Origin of the sequence: Thalassobacillus hwangdonensis (genome assembly GCF_042675915.1) — a bacterium.
In the GTDB taxonomy this organism is placed as follows: domain Bacteria; phylum Bacillota; class Bacilli; order Bacillales; family Halobacillaceae; genus Thalassobacillus_A; species Thalassobacillus_A hwangdonensis.
Window position 1 is genome coordinate 1,301,652 of sequence record NZ_JBHTKL010000001.1, and the last position, 15,500, is coordinate 1,317,151.

The 15,500-nt window shown below is 42.8% G+C and carries 14 protein-coding genes and 2 tRNA genes; 1 reads left to right on the forward strand and 15 read right to left on the reverse strand.

Translation table 11 applies throughout. The features are described from left to right. Positions 1-2: 2 nt before the first annotated feature. Positions 3-1,379: a glutamyl-tRNA reductase gene (gene hemA, locus ACFQ2J_RS06960; protein WP_386057812.1), complete on the reverse strand. Its 1,377-nt coding sequence runs from the start codon at positions 1,377-1,379 to the stop codon at positions 3-5. 239 nt (positions 1,380-1,618) lie between these two features. On the opposite strand from hemA, the gene ACFQ2J_RS06965 reads away from it, so the two are divergent. Continuing rightward, a complete protein-coding gene (locus ACFQ2J_RS06965) occupies positions 1,619-2,101 on the forward strand; it encodes a LiaI-LiaF-like domain-containing protein (RefSeq protein ID WP_386057814.1) in 483 nt (160 codons plus the stop codon). Between the two features lie 78 nt (positions 2,102-2,179). Here ACFQ2J_RS06965 and ACFQ2J_RS06970 read toward each other — a convergent pair whose 3' ends face one another. The 14 genes from ACFQ2J_RS06970 to rph all read right to left on the reverse strand — a co-directional run bounded on the left by ACFQ2J_RS06970 (position 2,180) and on the right by rph (position 15,401). Further along, the gene (locus ACFQ2J_RS06970; RefSeq protein WP_386057816.1) at positions 2,180-2,434 is read right to left on the reverse strand and encodes a hypothetical protein; all 255 of its coding nucleotides are present in this window, start codon (positions 2,432-2,434) and stop codon (positions 2,180-2,182) included. Positions 2,435-2,653: 219 nt separating this feature from the next. Further along, on the reverse strand, positions 2,654-3,376 hold the full coding sequence (locus tag ACFQ2J_RS06975) for an amino acid ABC transporter ATP-binding protein (protein WP_386058382.1): 723 nt from the start codon (positions 3,374-3,376) through the stop codon (positions 2,654-2,656). A 35-nt stretch (positions 3,377-3,411) separates the two neighbouring features. Further along, entirely contained in the window at positions 3,412-4,071 is a 660-nt protein-coding gene (locus ACFQ2J_RS06980) for an amino acid ABC transporter permease (RefSeq protein ID WP_386058385.1), read from the reverse strand. A gap of 75 nt (positions 4,072-4,146) precedes the next feature. Next, on the reverse strand, positions 4,147-4,965 hold the full coding sequence (locus tag ACFQ2J_RS06985) for a transporter substrate-binding domain-containing protein (RefSeq protein ID WP_386057818.1): 819 nt from the start codon (positions 4,963-4,965) through the stop codon (positions 4,147-4,149). Between the two features lie 478 nt (positions 4,966-5,443). After that, on the reverse strand, positions 5,444-6,028 hold the full coding sequence (gene yihA, locus ACFQ2J_RS06990) for a ribosome biogenesis GTP-binding protein YihA/YsxC (protein ID WP_386057820.1): 585 nt from the start codon (positions 6,026-6,028) through the stop codon (positions 5,444-5,446). After that, the gene (gene lon / locus ACFQ2J_RS06995; protein ID WP_386057822.1) at positions 6,015-8,348 is read right to left on the reverse strand and encodes an endopeptidase La; all 2,334 of its coding nucleotides are present in this window, start codon (positions 8,346-8,348) and stop codon (positions 6,015-6,017) included. The genes yihA and lon overlap by 14 nt, the downstream gene beginning before the upstream one ends. 254 nt (positions 8,349-8,602) lie before the next feature. Then, positions 8,603-9,880, reverse strand: coding sequence for an ATP-dependent protease ATP-binding subunit ClpX (gene clpX / locus ACFQ2J_RS07000; RefSeq protein WP_386057825.1), 1,278 nt, complete (start codon positions 9,878-9,880; stop codon positions 8,603-8,605). Positions 9,881-10,293: 413 nt separating this feature from the next. Continuing rightward, a complete protein-coding gene (gene tig, locus ACFQ2J_RS07005; protein ID WP_386057828.1) occupies positions 10,294-11,583 on the reverse strand; it encodes a trigger factor in 1,290 nt (429 codons plus the stop codon). Between the two features lie 172 nt (positions 11,584-11,755). After that, positions 11,756-12,736 (reverse strand): tetratricopeptide repeat protein, encoded by a 981-nt coding sequence (locus ACFQ2J_RS07010; protein WP_386057830.1) that lies wholly within the window; start codon positions 12,734-12,736, stop codon positions 11,756-11,758. A 199-nt stretch (positions 12,737-12,935) separates the two neighbouring features. Continuing rightward, a tRNA-Arg gene (locus ACFQ2J_RS07015) sits at positions 12,936-13,012 on the reverse strand. Positions 13,013-13,089: 77 nt separating this feature from the next. Continuing rightward, a tRNA-Gly gene (locus tag ACFQ2J_RS07020) sits at positions 13,090-13,163 on the reverse strand. A gap of 330 nt (positions 13,164-13,493) precedes the next feature. After that, on the reverse strand, positions 13,494-14,018 hold the full coding sequence (locus tag ACFQ2J_RS07025; RefSeq protein ID WP_386057833.1) for a metallophosphoesterase: 525 nt from the start codon (positions 14,016-14,018) through the stop codon (positions 13,494-13,496). Between the two features lie 16 nt (positions 14,019-14,034). After that, positions 14,035-14,631 carry an XTP/dITP diphosphatase gene (locus ACFQ2J_RS07030; RefSeq protein ID WP_386057835.1) on the reverse strand — a complete coding sequence of 199 codons (597 nt, stop codon included), beginning with the start codon at positions 14,629-14,631 and terminating at the stop codon, positions 14,035-14,037. After that, complete coding sequence (rph, locus tag ACFQ2J_RS07035) at positions 14,628-15,401, reverse strand: ribonuclease PH (protein ID WP_386057838.1); 774 nt, start codon at positions 15,399-15,401, stop codon at positions 14,628-14,630. Before rph ends, ACFQ2J_RS07030 begins: the two co-directional genes overlap by 4 nt. Positions 15,402-15,500: the final 99 nt, after the last annotated feature.

Genomic DNA, 15,500 nt, shown 5'->3' on the forward strand with positions numbered 1-15,500 from the left:
TATCAGTTTGTTGATACGTTCTTCAGCGTAGGAAAGGACAATTTACCGTTGTTCGGGTCAAACGAAATCACTTTATTGTTTTTCTGTTGCTGTTCCATGATTTCTTCCTGGACATGTTCCTCGATTCCAAAAATCTGCATGAACAGTCGAAGCGACTCATCCGCATCCTCCTGCGCGGCTAGTTCCTTTGCCTGAAGGATCGGCTCTTTCAACAGCTGGTTGATGATGCTCTTCGTGTGTTTATTCAGGACTTTCTTTTCTCTTTCAGTCAGATCAGGCATTTTTCGCTCGATACTTTTCATCGTATCCGCCTGAATGTTCAGTGCTTTATTTCGTAATGCCGAAATGACCGGCACTACTCCAAGCGTCTGGACCCAATCTTTGAATTGGACGATTTCCGCTTCGATCATAAGTTCAATCTGCTCCGCAGCTTCCTGACGGACAGAAAGGTTCGCATCTACGATTCCCTGCAAGTCGTCGATATCATAGAGGAAGACGCTCTCCAAATCAGAAATGGCAGGATCAAGATCCCTCGGAACTGCGATGTCGACCATGAACAAAGGTTTACCTTTTCTTGCTTTATGAATCGGATCCACCAATTCACGTGTCAATACGTAATCCTTCGCACCTGTCGAGCTGATCAGAATGTCCGCATCACTCAAAGTCGATGGCAGGTCTTCCATCGTTTTGGCATCGCCATTGAATTGGTCTGCAACAACCTGCGCTTTTGCCAGTGTACGGTTGACGACCGTCACTTTCTTCACACCGGAACCGTGAAGATTCTTCGCGGCAAGCTCTCCCATTTTACCTGCACCCAGGATGACGACATGTTTGTTGACCATATCCCCGAAGATCTTACGGGCAAGTTCAACAGCTGCATAACTTACAGAAACAGCATTCTCACCGATTTCTGTTTCTTTATGGGCACGCTTGGCGAAAGTTACCGCCTGTTTGAACAACTCATTGAATATCGTTCCAGTTGTTACAGACTCCTGTGCTGACATGAACGCCTGCTTCACTTGGCCAAGGATCTGCGTTTCACCAAGGACCATCGAATCCAGACCACTTGTTACACGGAAAAGGTGTTCAATTGCTCCATCCGTTTCGTAAATGGAAAGGTACGGAGAAAAAGACTGCTTGTCCATGTCAAACCAGTCAGCTAGAAATTGCTTAATATAATAACGGCCAGTATGGAGCTGATCCACGACCGCGAAAATTTCTGTACGATTGCATGTAGAAATAATCACATTCTCCAACACACTTTTTTGCTGCTGCAAGGCAACCATCGCTTCCGATACGTGTTGTTCTGAAAATGTGAGCTTCTCCCGAATTTCTACAGGGGCTGTTTTATAGTTTAATCCGACAGCTAGAATATGCATTACATCTACCCCCAAATAAAGCATTCCTGACGAAACATCTTAATAATTATTATAACATGAGAAAAATAACTTACTTATGGAAAAATGTGAACAGATTATGAATCTCTATGGTAGGATAAGAATAAATAACCAACATTTGAAATGATTCCGAAACATTTTTATTCCGATTGTACTCTATCATATAGAGCGACAAATCGCAAGAAAACGACATTTTCTGCTACTTTCGTGAGGTGTTACAAATGAAGAAACAAAATTCTTTCCTCGGATTTGTTCTTATAGGCATTGGAGCCTATTTTTTATTGAGACAGTTACATATTCCCCTACTCACCGATTTTTATTCGTGGCCTACATTGCTGATGGTGATCGGTGTAGCATTTTTGCTCCATAGTTATATTGCTAAAGAATATCAGAACATATTTACAGGTGCATTGTTACTAGGTCTAGGGATTCACTTTCATGCAAGTGTACGGTTCGTCATCTGGCCTGATCACTGGGGTATGTATCTCATCATTATCGGTATCGCTTTTCTACTTCGCTATCAAAAGACTAGAAACGGCCTTTTCCCGGGACTTATTTTAGGTGGACTTGGAATCTTTGCCATTTTCTCTTCCACCAACCCTGGATGGTTCTACTGGATCCACCAGCTGTTTGCAATCATTGAAAAGTTCTGGCCGCTTGTACTTATCGTAATCGGATTCTATTTTTTGAAAAAGAAAAATTGACGTAATGAAAAACCCTGTGGAATGACAATGTTGTCAGCTCTCCACAGGGTTTTATTTTGGTATTCTCAAGACTGTTGGTTATCTTTTCAGACTATCCAATAAACTATAGCCAAGCACGATGCCTGCAATAATGGATAACTCCTTCTGCCCATTGATCAAAAGTCCCGGAACGCTAATACCCAATGCAGTAAGCGGTGTGGATATATTGGTGGAAAGGGAAACTGTGAGCATAAAAATGGCAGGGACAGCTATCGGAATGAACTTAGCCCAATCAAAGCACCATGTTTTTCCTTCTTTTATTTCAATCACTAATCTAGGTGTCCGAAGAAGCATTCCGACACCTACTGGAAACAATGTAGTAAACCACGCATAATCGGCATAATCATACGTGTCATGCAAATAGCGATCAATATGTAACTGATAGTTCAACCCAACAGCAAGAACTGAGCATACGACGATCGTCCATATAAGATAATATAGAAACCTTTTGATACTGGATCCCTTCCTCTTTAATCAAATAAGGGCCCGTTCGATACGGGCCCTTGGACTTCATTATAGTATGGAACTTAGGAATTCCTGTGTACGTGTTTCTTTCGGGTTATCGAACAGTTCATTCGGCTCCCCGGTTTCTACGATCCGTCCGTCGTGCATATAGACGACCTTATCGGCAACTTCGCGGGCAAATCCCATCTCGTGGGTGACGACCACCATGGTCATCCCTTCTTTAGCAAGATCCTTCATAGTAGCAAGCACCTCACCGACAAGTTCAGGGTCAAGCGCGGAGGTAGGTTCATCAAACAGCATGATTTCAGGTTTCATCGCTAATGCACGGGCGATGGCCACACGTTGTTTCTGTCCCCCTGAAAGCTTGGAAGGATATACATCCGCTTTATCCGCTAATCCAACCTTATCAAGAAGCTTTTTCCCTACTTCAACCGCTTCGGGCTTTTTCATCTTTTTCACTTGGAGTGGTGCTTCAATTACATTTCCGAGCACCGTCTTATGCGGGAAGAGATTGAAGTGTTGGAAAACCATCCCTACACGCTGACGCACTTTGTTCAGGTTTTCTTTCTTAGGATTGATATCTTTATCTTCAATGATGACTTTCCCGCTGTTTTTCATTTCCAGGAAGTTCAAGCAACGCAGCATTGTACTTTTACCGGAACCACTGGCACCGATCAGTACGACCACTTCACTTTCCTTTACTGTAAAATCGATGTCCTTCAATACATGTAGGTCACCAAATGATTTGTTTAATTTTTCAACGCGTATCATATCTTTTCTCTCTGACAATGTTCTGCCTCCTCACCTTAATCGCTTGCAGCTAGTTTCTTTTCAAGTAATCCAACCAGAATGGTAAGTACGGCTACAAGAAGCAGGTACCAAATGGCACCGACAAGCAACCAGGTCATGTAATCGAACGTATTCGCACCTTTCGTGGTAGATAGACCGAAGAGTTCGGTCATACCGATGAAAGCTGCCAAGGACGAATCTTTCAAGCCAATTATAAATTGGTTACCAAGTGGTGGCAATGCGCGACGAAATGCTTGAGGTAAGATGATTCTTCGCATCGTCAATGTTTGGGTCATTCCTAAGGACCGACCAGCTTCTGACTGTCCCTTACCGATGGATTGGATGGATCCACGGAATATTTCAGCTATATATGCACCATTATGGAATGCCAGACCGAGCGTAGCTGCCCAGAACCCAGAAATCATAGCGATTTCGGTCAATCCATAGTAGAACACGAAGATTTGTACAATCAATGGAGTTCCTCGAACAATGTAAATATAGAAGCTTGCAATCCATTCAAGAGGTTTAATGTTGGAGATTTTCATTAGTGCAAAAAACAATCCGATAAAAATCGCAATGAAAATAGAGACTGCTGTCAGGGACAAGGTAAGTTTTGTAGCTTCCCAGAAAGCACCTCTACTTTCAATCAATGAGTTAAAAAAAGATACCGTATTCAGATTCAAGTACAATGTTTTCAGCTCCCTCTAATTTGAAAAAGAGCACGCATCATGGCGCGCTCTTTTATTTCAATTTTACTCCGGTTGTTTCGTGATATCGTCCTGGCTCTCGAAGTAGGTCTTACTGATCTCTTCAAGTTTTCCATCTTCACGGAGTGTCTCAAGAGCTTCGTTGATTGCTTCTAGAAGTTTGTCGTTTTCTTTATTTACAGCAATAGCCTGTTCACTGTTATCAAGACGTTCCTTCGCCTCGATTTCCAATCCTCCATCTTCAATTGCGATCGCACCTGTCAGGAAGTCAGTGATTACTGCATCATGGCGACCTTTTGCTAGTGACTGAAGTGCAACAACATCACTATCATAAACCTGGATGTTATCTGTCACTTCTTCTGCAATTCCAGCATAAGTAGAACCTTGAGATACAGCGATTTCTTTTCCTTCTAGATCATCCAATGATTCGATGTCACTACCTGGAGCAGTGAAGATCTGCGCTCCTGAGTAGTAATAAGGCGTAGAGAAATCAACTTGTTCTGCACGTTCTTCCGTAATCGTATGTGATGCTACAGCAGCATCGAAACGTCCTGTTTTTACACCTTCAACAATTGAAGCGAATTTAAACTTTTGTGGGTTCGGTTCAAGTCCAAGTTCCTCTGCAATGGCAGTACCTACATCAATATCGAATCCTGCCAGGTCACCAGAATCATTCGTCATACTGAACGGCTTGAATTCACCAGATGTTGCGAAAGTGAACTTGCCTTCTTCGACCAAGTCATACTCGCTGTCTCCAGACGATTCTCCACCATCAGAGGCATTCCCGTCATCATCCGATCCTCCGCAGGCAGCAAGTACCAAGATAAGTAATGTGCTAAGTATTAACGTTAGAAATTTCTTCATTGTGACTAAATCCACTCCTTCAATAAGTATATGGTGCCTGAAATCGTTCGCAACTTTAATGATACCAATTTACCAGATAATTCTCAAAATTCGAATTATGGTATATCCATGGAAAATATCTATCATGTTGTACTAGGTATCATATAGAGCTAGCATGCTTGGAATTACAGACATATGCTGATAAAAACAAAGAATTTGGCCAGATTCATTGTCTCTACCTCCTTGTTCATTACCCATATATTACAAACTATAAACAGAATTTAGGAAGAAAGTAGCATGAACTTCTATTATAAGTATCTGAGCGGGGAGGTTTTTACGAAATGGGAGGAGTATTAAACAAAATCGATCAGTTATCAGGAGAATCGACCTGTTATTATACAAATTCACAAGCTTATTACACAAGCTCCTAAGAGTATTATACAAATCCCAAAAAGATCCTAACAAAAAAAGCTGCCAAATGAATGGCAGCTTTCGTCAATCATGATATATGATTCAGCATCGTTCTCCATGCTAGCTCTTTGCCTTCCCCGGTTTCAGAAGAAAATGGAATGACCGTATCTTCCTCTTCCACCTGAAGCACTTTTCTCACATTTTTGATATGCTTATCCCGTTTGTTTTTAGGAATTTTATCGAGCTTCGTGGCAATGATCATGACTGGTAATTCAAAATGTTTAAGGTAATCGTACATTAGAATGTCATCTTTGGTAGGGTCGTGACGAAGATCGACGACGAGAGCAGTTGCTCTTAAGTTTTCGCGCTCGGCGAAATATTCTTCCATCATCTTGCCCCATTTTTCCCTTTCCTTTTTGGACACTTTTGCGTATCCATATCCCGGTACGTCCACAAAGTAGAAAGTATCGTTGATCTTATAAAAGTTGAGCGTTTGCGTTTTACCCGGCTTGGATGACGTTCGGGCAAGTGCTTTACGCTGGATCATTTTATTGATGAACGATGACTTTCCTACATTGGATCGTCCTGCCAAAGCAATTTCAGGGAGCAGGTCGGAAGGATATTGCTTCTGGCTTACGGCGCTGATCACCAATTCTGCATCAGTTACTTTCATTGTCAACCTCCGCAAGTGCATGCTCAAGTACTTCATCCAAATGCTTGACCATTACGTAATTCAAATCGTTTCGGACACTGTCCGGGATATCTTCCAGATCCTTTTCGTTTTCATGAGGGATGATGATTTTCGTCAAACCGGCACGGTGTGCACTGAGCGATTTTTCCTTCAGTCCGCCGATTGGAAGCACACGGCCTCTCAAAGTGATTTCACCGGTCATCCCCACTTCTTTCCTTACCGGACGACCAGTAAGTGCAGAAACGAGAGCTGTTGCCATCGTGATACCTGCTGATGGTCCATCTTTAGGAGTTGCTCCTTCAGGTACGTGGATGTGGATATCGTTCTTTTCCACAAAATCAGGGTCGATATCCAGTTCCCCTGCTCTTGAACGGATATAACTGAAGGCAGCCTGAGCTGATTCTTTCATTACATCGCCAAGCTTACCGGTCAAGGTGAGCTTCCCTTTACCTGGGTAGATGGAAACTTCAATTGACAACGTATCTCCACCTGCTGATGTGTAAGCCAATCCTGTTGCCGCTCCGACCTGATCCTCTTCTTCCGCACGACCATATCTGAATTTCGGCTTTCCTAACAGCTCTTCCAGCATCTTTTCCGTAATGACGACGCGCTTCTTATCACCTGCAACAATGATTTTAGCGGATTTACGGCATAAGGAAGCGAGCTGGCGTTCAAGATTACGTACTCCGGCTTCCCGGGTGTACGTACGGATAAGACGCAATAATGCTTCTTCCCTCATTTGAATCTGACCTTTTGTCAGTCCGTTCTCTTTTATCTGCTTAGGTAATAAATGCTCTTTAGCGATATGGACCTTTTCGACTTCTGTGTAGCCGGCAATCGTAATCACTTCCATCCGGTCTAGCAACGGGCCAGGTATGGAAGCAAGGTTATTGGCTGTTGCGATGAACATGACCTTGGAAAGATCATAGCTTTCTTCGATGAAATGGTCACTGAACGTACTGTTCTGTTCCGGGTCCAGCACTTCCAGCATTGCGGAGGAAGGATCCCCTCGGAAGTCACTTGCCATTTTATCAATTTCATCCAAAAGGAAAACAGGATTGATCGTCTCAGCTCGCTTCATTCCTTGAATGATTCGACCAGGCATTGCCCCGATATATGTTCGTCGGTGTCCCCTGATTTCTGCTTCATCTCGTACACCACCTAAGGATATACGGACGAATTTACGATTGATCGCTCTGGATATCGATTTTGCCAATGACGTTTTACCGACTCCCGGAGGGCCGACAAGACAGAGAATCGGGCCTTTGATGGATTGAGTCAGCTTCTGGACAGCAAGGTATTCAAGTACCCTTTCTTTCACTTTCTCCAGTCCATAGTGATCTTCATCAAGGATTTTCTCTGCATGATGGATGTCAAGATTGTCTTCCGTTTCTTTCGTCCAAGGCAAAGCGACAAGCCATTCCAGATAATTACGAATGACCGAACTTTCTGCTGAGCTTTGAGGAACCTTTTCATACCTTCCTAGCTCTTTCAATGCGACAGTTTCAATTCGCTCCGGCATGTTCGCTGCTTCGATTTTTTCCTTTAACTGATTAACTTCTCCGCTCTTTCCATCCTTGTCACCAAGTTCCCGCTGAATGGCTTTCATCTGCTCGCGAAGATAGTATTCTTTCTGTGTTTTTTCCATCGACCGTTTCACTCGCTGGCCGATTTTCTTTTCGATTTGCAGAACTTCTTTTTCATTACTGATCTGCTCGATCAGTTTTTTCAAGCGTTGCTTGACGTTAATCGTCTCTAGAACTTCCTGCTTGTCTTTCAGTTTCAGAGGAAGGTGGGAAGCGACCATATCCGCCATCCGCGCAGGCTCATCAATGTCAGAAACCGTGTCCAATGTCTCCTGACTTATTTTTTTGGAAATTTTGATGTATTGTTCGAATTGCTGAAGAAGTGTACGCATCAACGCTTCTTCTTCATTATGATCCTCATGTTCATTGTCACGCTCTTCAATTGTGACGAGGAAATAATCATCATGATCGATGAATTCATTCAGCTTGGCACGGTGCAAACCTTCTACCAGCACTCGGTTTGTACCATTCGGCAATTTCACCATCTGTTTCACATTTGCAACTGTTCCAAATGTATAAATATCGTCCTCTGAAGGATCATCTATGTTCATTTCTTTTTGAGATACTAAAAAGATCTGATTATTTTCCATCATTGCTTGTTCAAGCGCCTTGACAGATCGATCACGACCAACATCAAGGTGCATGACCATGGATGGGTAAATCAGTAAGCCTCTTAATGGAAGGAGGGGAATCTGTATCTTCTGTTTTTCGGTCATTAACGTACACCTCCGATAATAGTTGCAAGTCCTCTTAACTGTATATACATCATAAGTAAAAGCATGGCCAATGTAAAACCATACGTATGTCATTCAGCCTATTCAACTGTACATTATTGTTGCCTATGTAAGTCGTTTCATCCGATTCAGATGTTGGAAGCAAATAAAGAATTTCCTGAAAATGAATGAGGCTACGCTACATCATGTGCAGCGCAGCCTGAAGACAGCCTTCAAATGGCCGACCAATTATTTAATCATGCACTCTCTTTTGGAGATTCTTTGTTATCATCCTGAACTGTACCATCTTTCAGTACCAGCTTAGGACGTCCATTCTCGTTAGAGACGGTTTCATCTGTAATAACACATTTATCGATGTCGTCACGTGAAGGTAAGTCATACATCACATCGAGCATGATTCCTTCAATGATGGATCGAAGTCCACGGGCACCCGTTTTACGTTCAATTGCTTTTTTGGCAATTTCCTTAAGTGCTCCATCTTCAAACTCCAATTCCACATGATCGATTTGTAAAAGCTTCTGGTATTGCTTGACCAGTGCGTTTTTAGGTTTTGTCAGAATTTCTACCAACGCTTCTTCATCAAGTGGTTCCAAGCTACCAATGACTGGCAAACGTCCGATGAACTCTGGAATCAAGCCATAACGTAACAAATCTTCAGGGAGAACTTTCGTCAGCAATTTACCTTTATCCAAATCATCGTTCACTTCTTCAGATCCGAATCCGATCACCTTTTTACCTAGACGGCGTTTGATGATCTGATCAATGCCGTCGAAGGCGCCACCAACGATGAATAGCACGTTGGTTGTATCGATTTGGATGAATTCCTGATGAGGATGCTTACGGCCACCTTGAGGTGGTACGCTTGCTGTTGTACCTTCAAGAATCTTCAACAGTGCCTGCTGGACACCTTCACCTGAAACATCACGAGTGATGGAAGGGTTCTCAGATTTACGTGCTACTTTATCGATTTCATCGATGTAGATGATTCCTTTTTCTGCTTTCTCCACATCATAATCAGCTGCCTGAATCAGTTTCAACAGGATGTTCTCCACGTCTTCACCGACATAACCAGCTTCCGTCAAGGAGGTGGCATCAGCAATCGCGAATGGAACGTTAAGAATGCGGGCCAATGTTTGAGCTAGAAGGGTCTTACCGCTTCCTGTAGGTCCAATCATACAGATGTTACTTTTGGACAGCTCTACATCGTCATTTTTCTGAGTAGCATTGATACGCTTGTAATGGTTATAAACCGCAACGGACAGGTTCTTCTTCGCCTGATCCTGACCAATTACATAATCATTGAGGATTTCACGGATTTCCTGAGGCTTTGGAACTTCTTTGAATTCCACTTCTTCCTCATTACCTAACTCCTCTTCTACGATCTCCGTACATAACTCGATACATTCATCACATATATAAACACCAGGTCCGGCGACAAGCTTCCGAACTTGTTCTTGGCTTTTACCACAGAAAGAACATTTCAATTGTCCTTTTTCATCATTAAATTTAAACATTCGATTCACCCCTTATTAATCTGACGAAAAATATCTATGTTCAGTTTCATGATTCACGGAATAATCAAACTGCACCTTTAGGTAATCATAACAAATATCAGACCTCTAAAAAAGTAATAACTTTTGGATTTCCTGTTTGCATTCGTCAATAATCATTATGTAGATACCTGCTGAATAAGTCAAACGTTAGACGGCACTTTACTCAAGGCTGATTGCGGCAGATTTTCTGATCATGGAAAACGATATACAGCTCCTGATTCACAATCGATAACTTCTATAGTATATGTAACAGCCTCCCGCCTTCATTCGATCTGTTACAAAATAGTCTAGCATTTTATTGGCGAATCTATACGTATGTAGATGAGAAAACAAGGCGCGAATATAAATTCACGCCTTGTCATATTTCAATCTTATTATTCAGCTTTTTTGCTGTTATCAACCAATACATCAATTGCTTTGCGCACTTTAAGATCTTCTTTGATCATATCTGTGTTTCCGCCAAGCATTTGCGTCAAGTTGTCGACATCTGTCTGGTACATGGAAGCCATTTTTTCAAGCTCAGCATTGACATCTTCTTCTGTAACTTCGACATTCTCTGCATTAGAGATCGCTTCAAGTGTCAAGTTCGTCTTCACACGTTTACCAGCATCTTCTTTCATCTGCTCGCGAAGTGCATCTTCGTCTTGACCACTGAACTGGAAGTACATATCTTTTGTCATGCCTTGCATTTGAAGACGCTGTTCAAATTCCTGAACCATACGATCCAATTCTGTATCGACCATAGCATCCGGAATTTCTACTTCTGCATTGTCAGAAGCTTTTTGAACTAGCGTTTCACGCTTGTTGTTGTCTGCCTCAGATTTCTTCTGCTCTTCCAGACGCTCACGTGTCTTCTTCTTAAGTTCGTCAAGTGTTTCAACTTCTTCGTCGACATCTTTTGCGAACTCATCATCAAGTTCAGGTAGTTCTTTACCTTTCACTTCATGGATTTTTACCTTGAATGTAGCAGCTTTACCTGCCAACTCTTCTGCATGGTATTCTTCAGGGAAAGTGACTTCTACATCAAGTTCTTCTCCTGCTTTTTTACCTGAAAGCTGCTCTTCGAATCCAGGAATGAATGTGCCAGAACCGATTTCAAGAGAGTAGTTGTCTGCCTGACCGCCTTCGAATGCTTCGCCATCAACGAATCCTTCGAAGTCCATGATGACAGTATCGCCATCTTCTACTGCTCCTTCTTCTTTGACAACCAATTCAGCCTGCTTCTCTTGAAGCTGCTTCAATTCGTTATCAACATCTTCGTCAGTCACTTCTGTTTCAAGCTCTTCAACTTCAAGACCTTTGTACTCGCCAAGTTTAACTTCCGGCTTGACAGTGACTTCTGCAGTGAAGACAACGCCTTTACCTTTTTCAATTTCTTTTACGTCAACTTCCGGACGATCAACTGGTTCAATTTCAGTTTCCTGAACTGCTTGCATATAAGCTTCAGGAAGAACGATATCAAGCGCATCCTGATATAGGGATTCTACTCCGAAACGCTGTTCAAACATTTTACGTGGCATTTTACCTTTACGGAAGCCAGGTACCTGTACTTGTTTAACAACCTTTTTGAATGCTTGATCCAACGCAGCATCAAATTGATCTGCAGGAACTTCTACAGTTAATAGTCCCTGGTTTCCTTCTTGCTTTTCCCATTTTGCTGACATAAAATTATTCCCTCCAACATCTATTGTTCCATTCCGCCTGGACAGGCGTGATAGACTTTTAATTTTCATCGTTTATACGAATCTAATTTTGCAACCACTATATTATAACATAAATGCCGTACCTTTCAACAGAAGGAATTCAGCACCCTTTCCATCTTGATGAATCTATCAATCATTCACCGAGGATCAAAGCATAATGCTGCTCACAAAGCTGAATTTCCTGTTTATACCGTTCCACATCCTCGTCATTCATGTCCTCAGAAATCGGCAACTGTAAATATTCATGACCAAGTTCCTTCAATGCAGCGACGATTTTCTGCACTTCCTCTTCATTCGGCAGCAATGGGTAGCGAACGAAAAGATAACGGTATAACAACTTCTGCAGCATGTCGTACATGGTTGGATTCTTCTGTTCCAAGTCCCCTAATCTCAATTCGATCTGTTGCATGACATAATTCGAATGAAGATCTTTCAACTTCGATGGGTTGATTAATTCTTCCACTCCAAACTTATGTATGAGTATGTTCCGGTCTACCTGGTATTCCTGAAACCATTGCACAATGCCGGTTTTGATGATCGGGTGTACCTTTGGCTGCTTCAGCCGATCCACGAATTGATCGAGAAAAGGATGAGGGTCCTGCCTGCGCAACTTAACGATATTCCGCCATTGGGCTTGGACATCGTCTCGATCAAGGCTTACTTCAAAATCCTCCACAAGCTTATTCCCTGTCTTTTCGTCCTGGTCCTCAGCAAGTTTTCTACTTACTTCATATAATTGCCAGAACTGGGTACGCATCTGTTGGGGGATATTTTCCTCTTCGAAGATTTCTTCCAATAAACTAACGAGTTCTGCATACCTGCTTGTCTGAAAAAGGATGGTCAGATAGATATGTAGGTATTGATAATAGTTATCTGTATCATGTTTCATCAGGTACTCACAAAGATCCTCCGCCTGCTCCAGCCTGCCTAGTTCCATCAGGCTTACAAGCTTACCAGTAATCACATCCTGCGATGCAACATCATGTTCGAACAATGGTTCAAATCGTTGAAGCGCTTCTTCGTATTTTTTCTCTTTAATCGCTTGTAAACCTTCGTCTTCCAGTCTTTGTTTCCATTTCGGGAACATCACCACATTCCCTTGTTTCTTGTCCATACGGCACCCTTCCCACTCAAATGATATGTATCGTTCTATATCTTTATATCATTCCCAACTTTCAGTATAACAAACCTGTTATAAAAAACATCCTCAAGGGGTGGCAGGGAAACAACGCTCTTCCCTGCCACCACCTCTTGTTAATTGAGAAAAACAAAAAAAGCCTTGGTATCAACCAACGCTTTGTATGTATAAATAATGGCGTCCCAGGAGCGATTCGAACGCCCGACCGACAGCTTAGAAGGCTGTTGCTCTATCCTGCTGAGCTACTGGGACTTAGATAATAAATATTAAATTGTGGATCAATTTTCGTTGAGTGCAACGGAACAACTCGATGTTATTCAAATATTAAATGGAGCGGGTGAAGGGAATCGAACCCTCGTCATCAGCTTGGAAGGCTGAGGTTTTACCATTAAACTACACCCGCGCGATATATAGGTGGAGAATATTAATTTTGAACACGCTCTATAGTTTTGTGCCCCTTCCTCTACTAGATTATTCGAAGAAGAAGATCCGTCCGTCGGGGCAACTCGTAGCTTACTTGGTGGATGTTTCGCTCGTCACTACACCCGCTGGTGCTCATCTGTTTTTTTGAACATTGTCCGGTTTTATGTCCCTTCCTCTACTAGATTATTCGAGGAATTTGAGCCAAGTCACTGCTTACTTGGTGGAGTTTTGCTCGTGGGAATTGTTTTTTGAGACAAGTTATATTATATTAACTGATTTTATCTTTGTCAACATCTTTTTTGGCAGAGGATCAGTCCTCTGCCAAAAAGGAAGTTTGGTATTTTAAGTCAAGCGTATTTCCCTGGATATCATAGTATTGTAAAGTGACTGCCTCACGTGACTCCCAGGAAAGGATTGCATAGGTAGGCTCAACCCTGTTCCTGGGCAGCCTGGCACTCCCGGGGTTGATGAAAAGACGGCCATTGACATGTTCCGCTCCAGCCATATGAGAATGGCCGAAGCATACGACGTCCGCTCCTGCCTCTTCCGCGCGGTAATTGAGTGGCATCAAAGTCGATTTGATCTGGAACAGGTGTCCGTGTGTCACGAAAAAGTTCAGTTCACCGACTGTGATTGACTGCTCTTCAACCATTTCGGGATGGAAATCACAGTTCCCTTTCGCATAATAGAACCCTTCCAATTCGGGTGCATTGGGGTCGAGTTCAGAATCACCACAATGGATCATTGCATCGACACTTGATTGATGTCGTTCTTTTACCGCCTGCAACTCCTTCGTAAGTCCGTGTGTATCACTGATAATAAGAACGCTGGGCATGCTTCTCTCCCCTTTGTTAACTGTTCTGGTTCTTAAGCCACTCCTCCACCTTCTTTATGGCATTGCGCCGGTGGCTGATCGCATTTTTTTCAGATGGATCATGTTCTGCCATTGATCGATCTGCACCTTCCGGATAAAAAATCGGGTCATAACCGAATCCATTCGTCCCCCTAGGTTCACGACCAATCGAACCTTCACACGTGCCTCTTTCTACAAATGTCGGATGGCCAGGACGTGCAACCGCAACACTGCAAACGAATCGTGCAGTACGCTGTTCATCTGGTACTTGTTGCATTTCCTCGAGTACCTTCTCCATATTTTTCACATCGTCTTTTTCTTCCCCTGCATATCGGGCAGAATAGACACCTGGTCTTCCGTCAAGCGCATCAATCTCCAACCCGGAATCATCTGCAAGTACAGGGATGCCTTTCCATTCTGCAATCGTTTCCGCTTTGATCGTTGCGTTCTCTTCGAATGTTAGACCATCCTCAACGATGTCCCCTTCAAAATCAAGGTCAAGCAGTGATTTGACTTCGATCCCGAAGTCTTTCAACATTTCCTTGAATTCTTTCACTTTTCCTGCATTTTTCGTGGCAATGACTAATTCTTTCATTGAGCTTCCTCAGCAGGTTCGGCATTGATTTTTTTATCAATGTGATTGGCAAGCTCGCCAATTGCAGTTTTCTGAATCTCGAATAACTCCTGAATTCCATCTTGACCTAGTTCAAGCATTTGCTGCAACTGCTTCATGGAGAAAGTAGACTCTTCTCCGGTGCCCTGCAATTCTACAAATTCACCGTCACCTGTCATAATGATGTTCATATCCACTTCTGCTTTGCTGTCTTCCTGATAACAAAGATCCAGCACTTCGCCTTCATTGGCAAGTACACCTACAGAAGTAGCAGCCAAGTAGTTCTTTATCGGTAACTCTTTCAGTACTTTTCGTTCAATCAACTTTCCGAATGCCAGGACTACAGCAACAAATGCGCCTGTAATCGAAGCAGTGCGCGTACCGCCATCTGCCTGTATGACATCACAATCTACCCATACCGTACGTTCACCGATTTTGTCTAAATCGACGACAGCCCGTAGAGAACGTCCTATCAAACGCTGGATTTCCATCGTTCTTCCTGACACTTTCCCTTTGGAAGATTCACGTATATTCCTTTGTTCAGTTGCGCGTGGAAGCATCGCATACTCAGCTGTGATCCACCCTTTACCTTGACCTCGCATAAATGGTGGAACTCTATCTTCAACACTTGCGTTACAGATGACCTTCGTATCACCCACACTGATCAGTACAGAGCCTTCTGGGTGCTTGACGTAGTCCGTTTCTATTGTTGTTGGTCTCAGTTCATTTGCTTTTCGTTCATCCACTCGCATAAGTGACGTCCTCCTTTTTCCATATCCTTGCCCATCTTAACACAAAATATAAAAAATGCGTAGCTAACCAAATCCCAATTAAATAAGCCTCGCCGAAGA

Excerpts from the sequence above, each read along its gene's own strand:
- yihA (WP_386057820.1), bottom strand. The coding sequence starts at position 6,028 with ATGAAAGTAACTGATGCAGAATTGGTGATCAGCGCCGTAAGCCAGAAG.
- ACFQ2J_RS07025 (WP_386057833.1), bottom strand. The coding sequence starts at position 14,018 with ATGCCCAGCGTTCTTATTATCAGTGATACACACGGACTTACGAAGGAG.
- ACFQ2J_RS06965 (WP_386057814.1), top strand. The coding sequence starts at position 1,619 with ATGAAGAAACAAAATTCTTTCCTCGGATTTGTTCTTATAGGCATTGGA.
- ACFQ2J_RS07010 (WP_386057830.1), bottom strand. The coding sequence starts at position 12,736 with ATGGACAAGAAACAAGGGAATGTGGTGATGTTCCCGAAATGGAAACAA.
- clpX (WP_386057825.1), bottom strand. The coding sequence starts at position 9,880 with ATGTTTAAATTTAATGATGAAAAAGGACAATTGAAATGTTCTTTCTGT.
- ACFQ2J_RS06970 (WP_386057816.1), bottom strand. The coding sequence starts at position 2,434 with ATGCTTCTTCGGACACCTAGATTAGTGATTGAAATAAAAGAAGGAAAA.
- lon (WP_386057822.1), bottom strand. The coding sequence starts at position 8,348 with ATGACCGAAAAACAGAAGATACAGATTCCCCTCCTTCCATTAAGAGGC.
- ACFQ2J_RS06985 (WP_386057818.1), bottom strand. The coding sequence starts at position 4,965 with ATGAAGAAATTTCTAACGTTAATACTTAGCACATTACTTATCTTGGTA.
- rph (WP_386057838.1), bottom strand. The coding sequence starts at position 15,401 with ATGCGAGTGGATGAACGAAAAGCAAATGAACTGAGACCAACAACAATA.
- ACFQ2J_RS07030 (WP_386057835.1), bottom strand. The coding sequence starts at position 14,631 with ATGAAAGAATTAGTCATTGCCACGAAAAATGCAGGAAAAGTGAAAGAA.
- hemA (WP_386057812.1), bottom strand. The coding sequence starts at position 1,379 with ATGCATATTCTAGCTGTCGGATTAAACTATAAAACAGCCCCTGTAGAA.
- tig (WP_386057828.1), bottom strand. The coding sequence starts at position 11,583 with ATGTCAGCAAAATGGGAAAAGCAAGAAGGAAACCAGGGACTATTAACT.
- ACFQ2J_RS06975 (WP_386058382.1), bottom strand. The coding sequence starts at position 3,376 with ATGATACGCGTTGAAAAATTAAACAAATCATTTGGTGACCTACATGTA.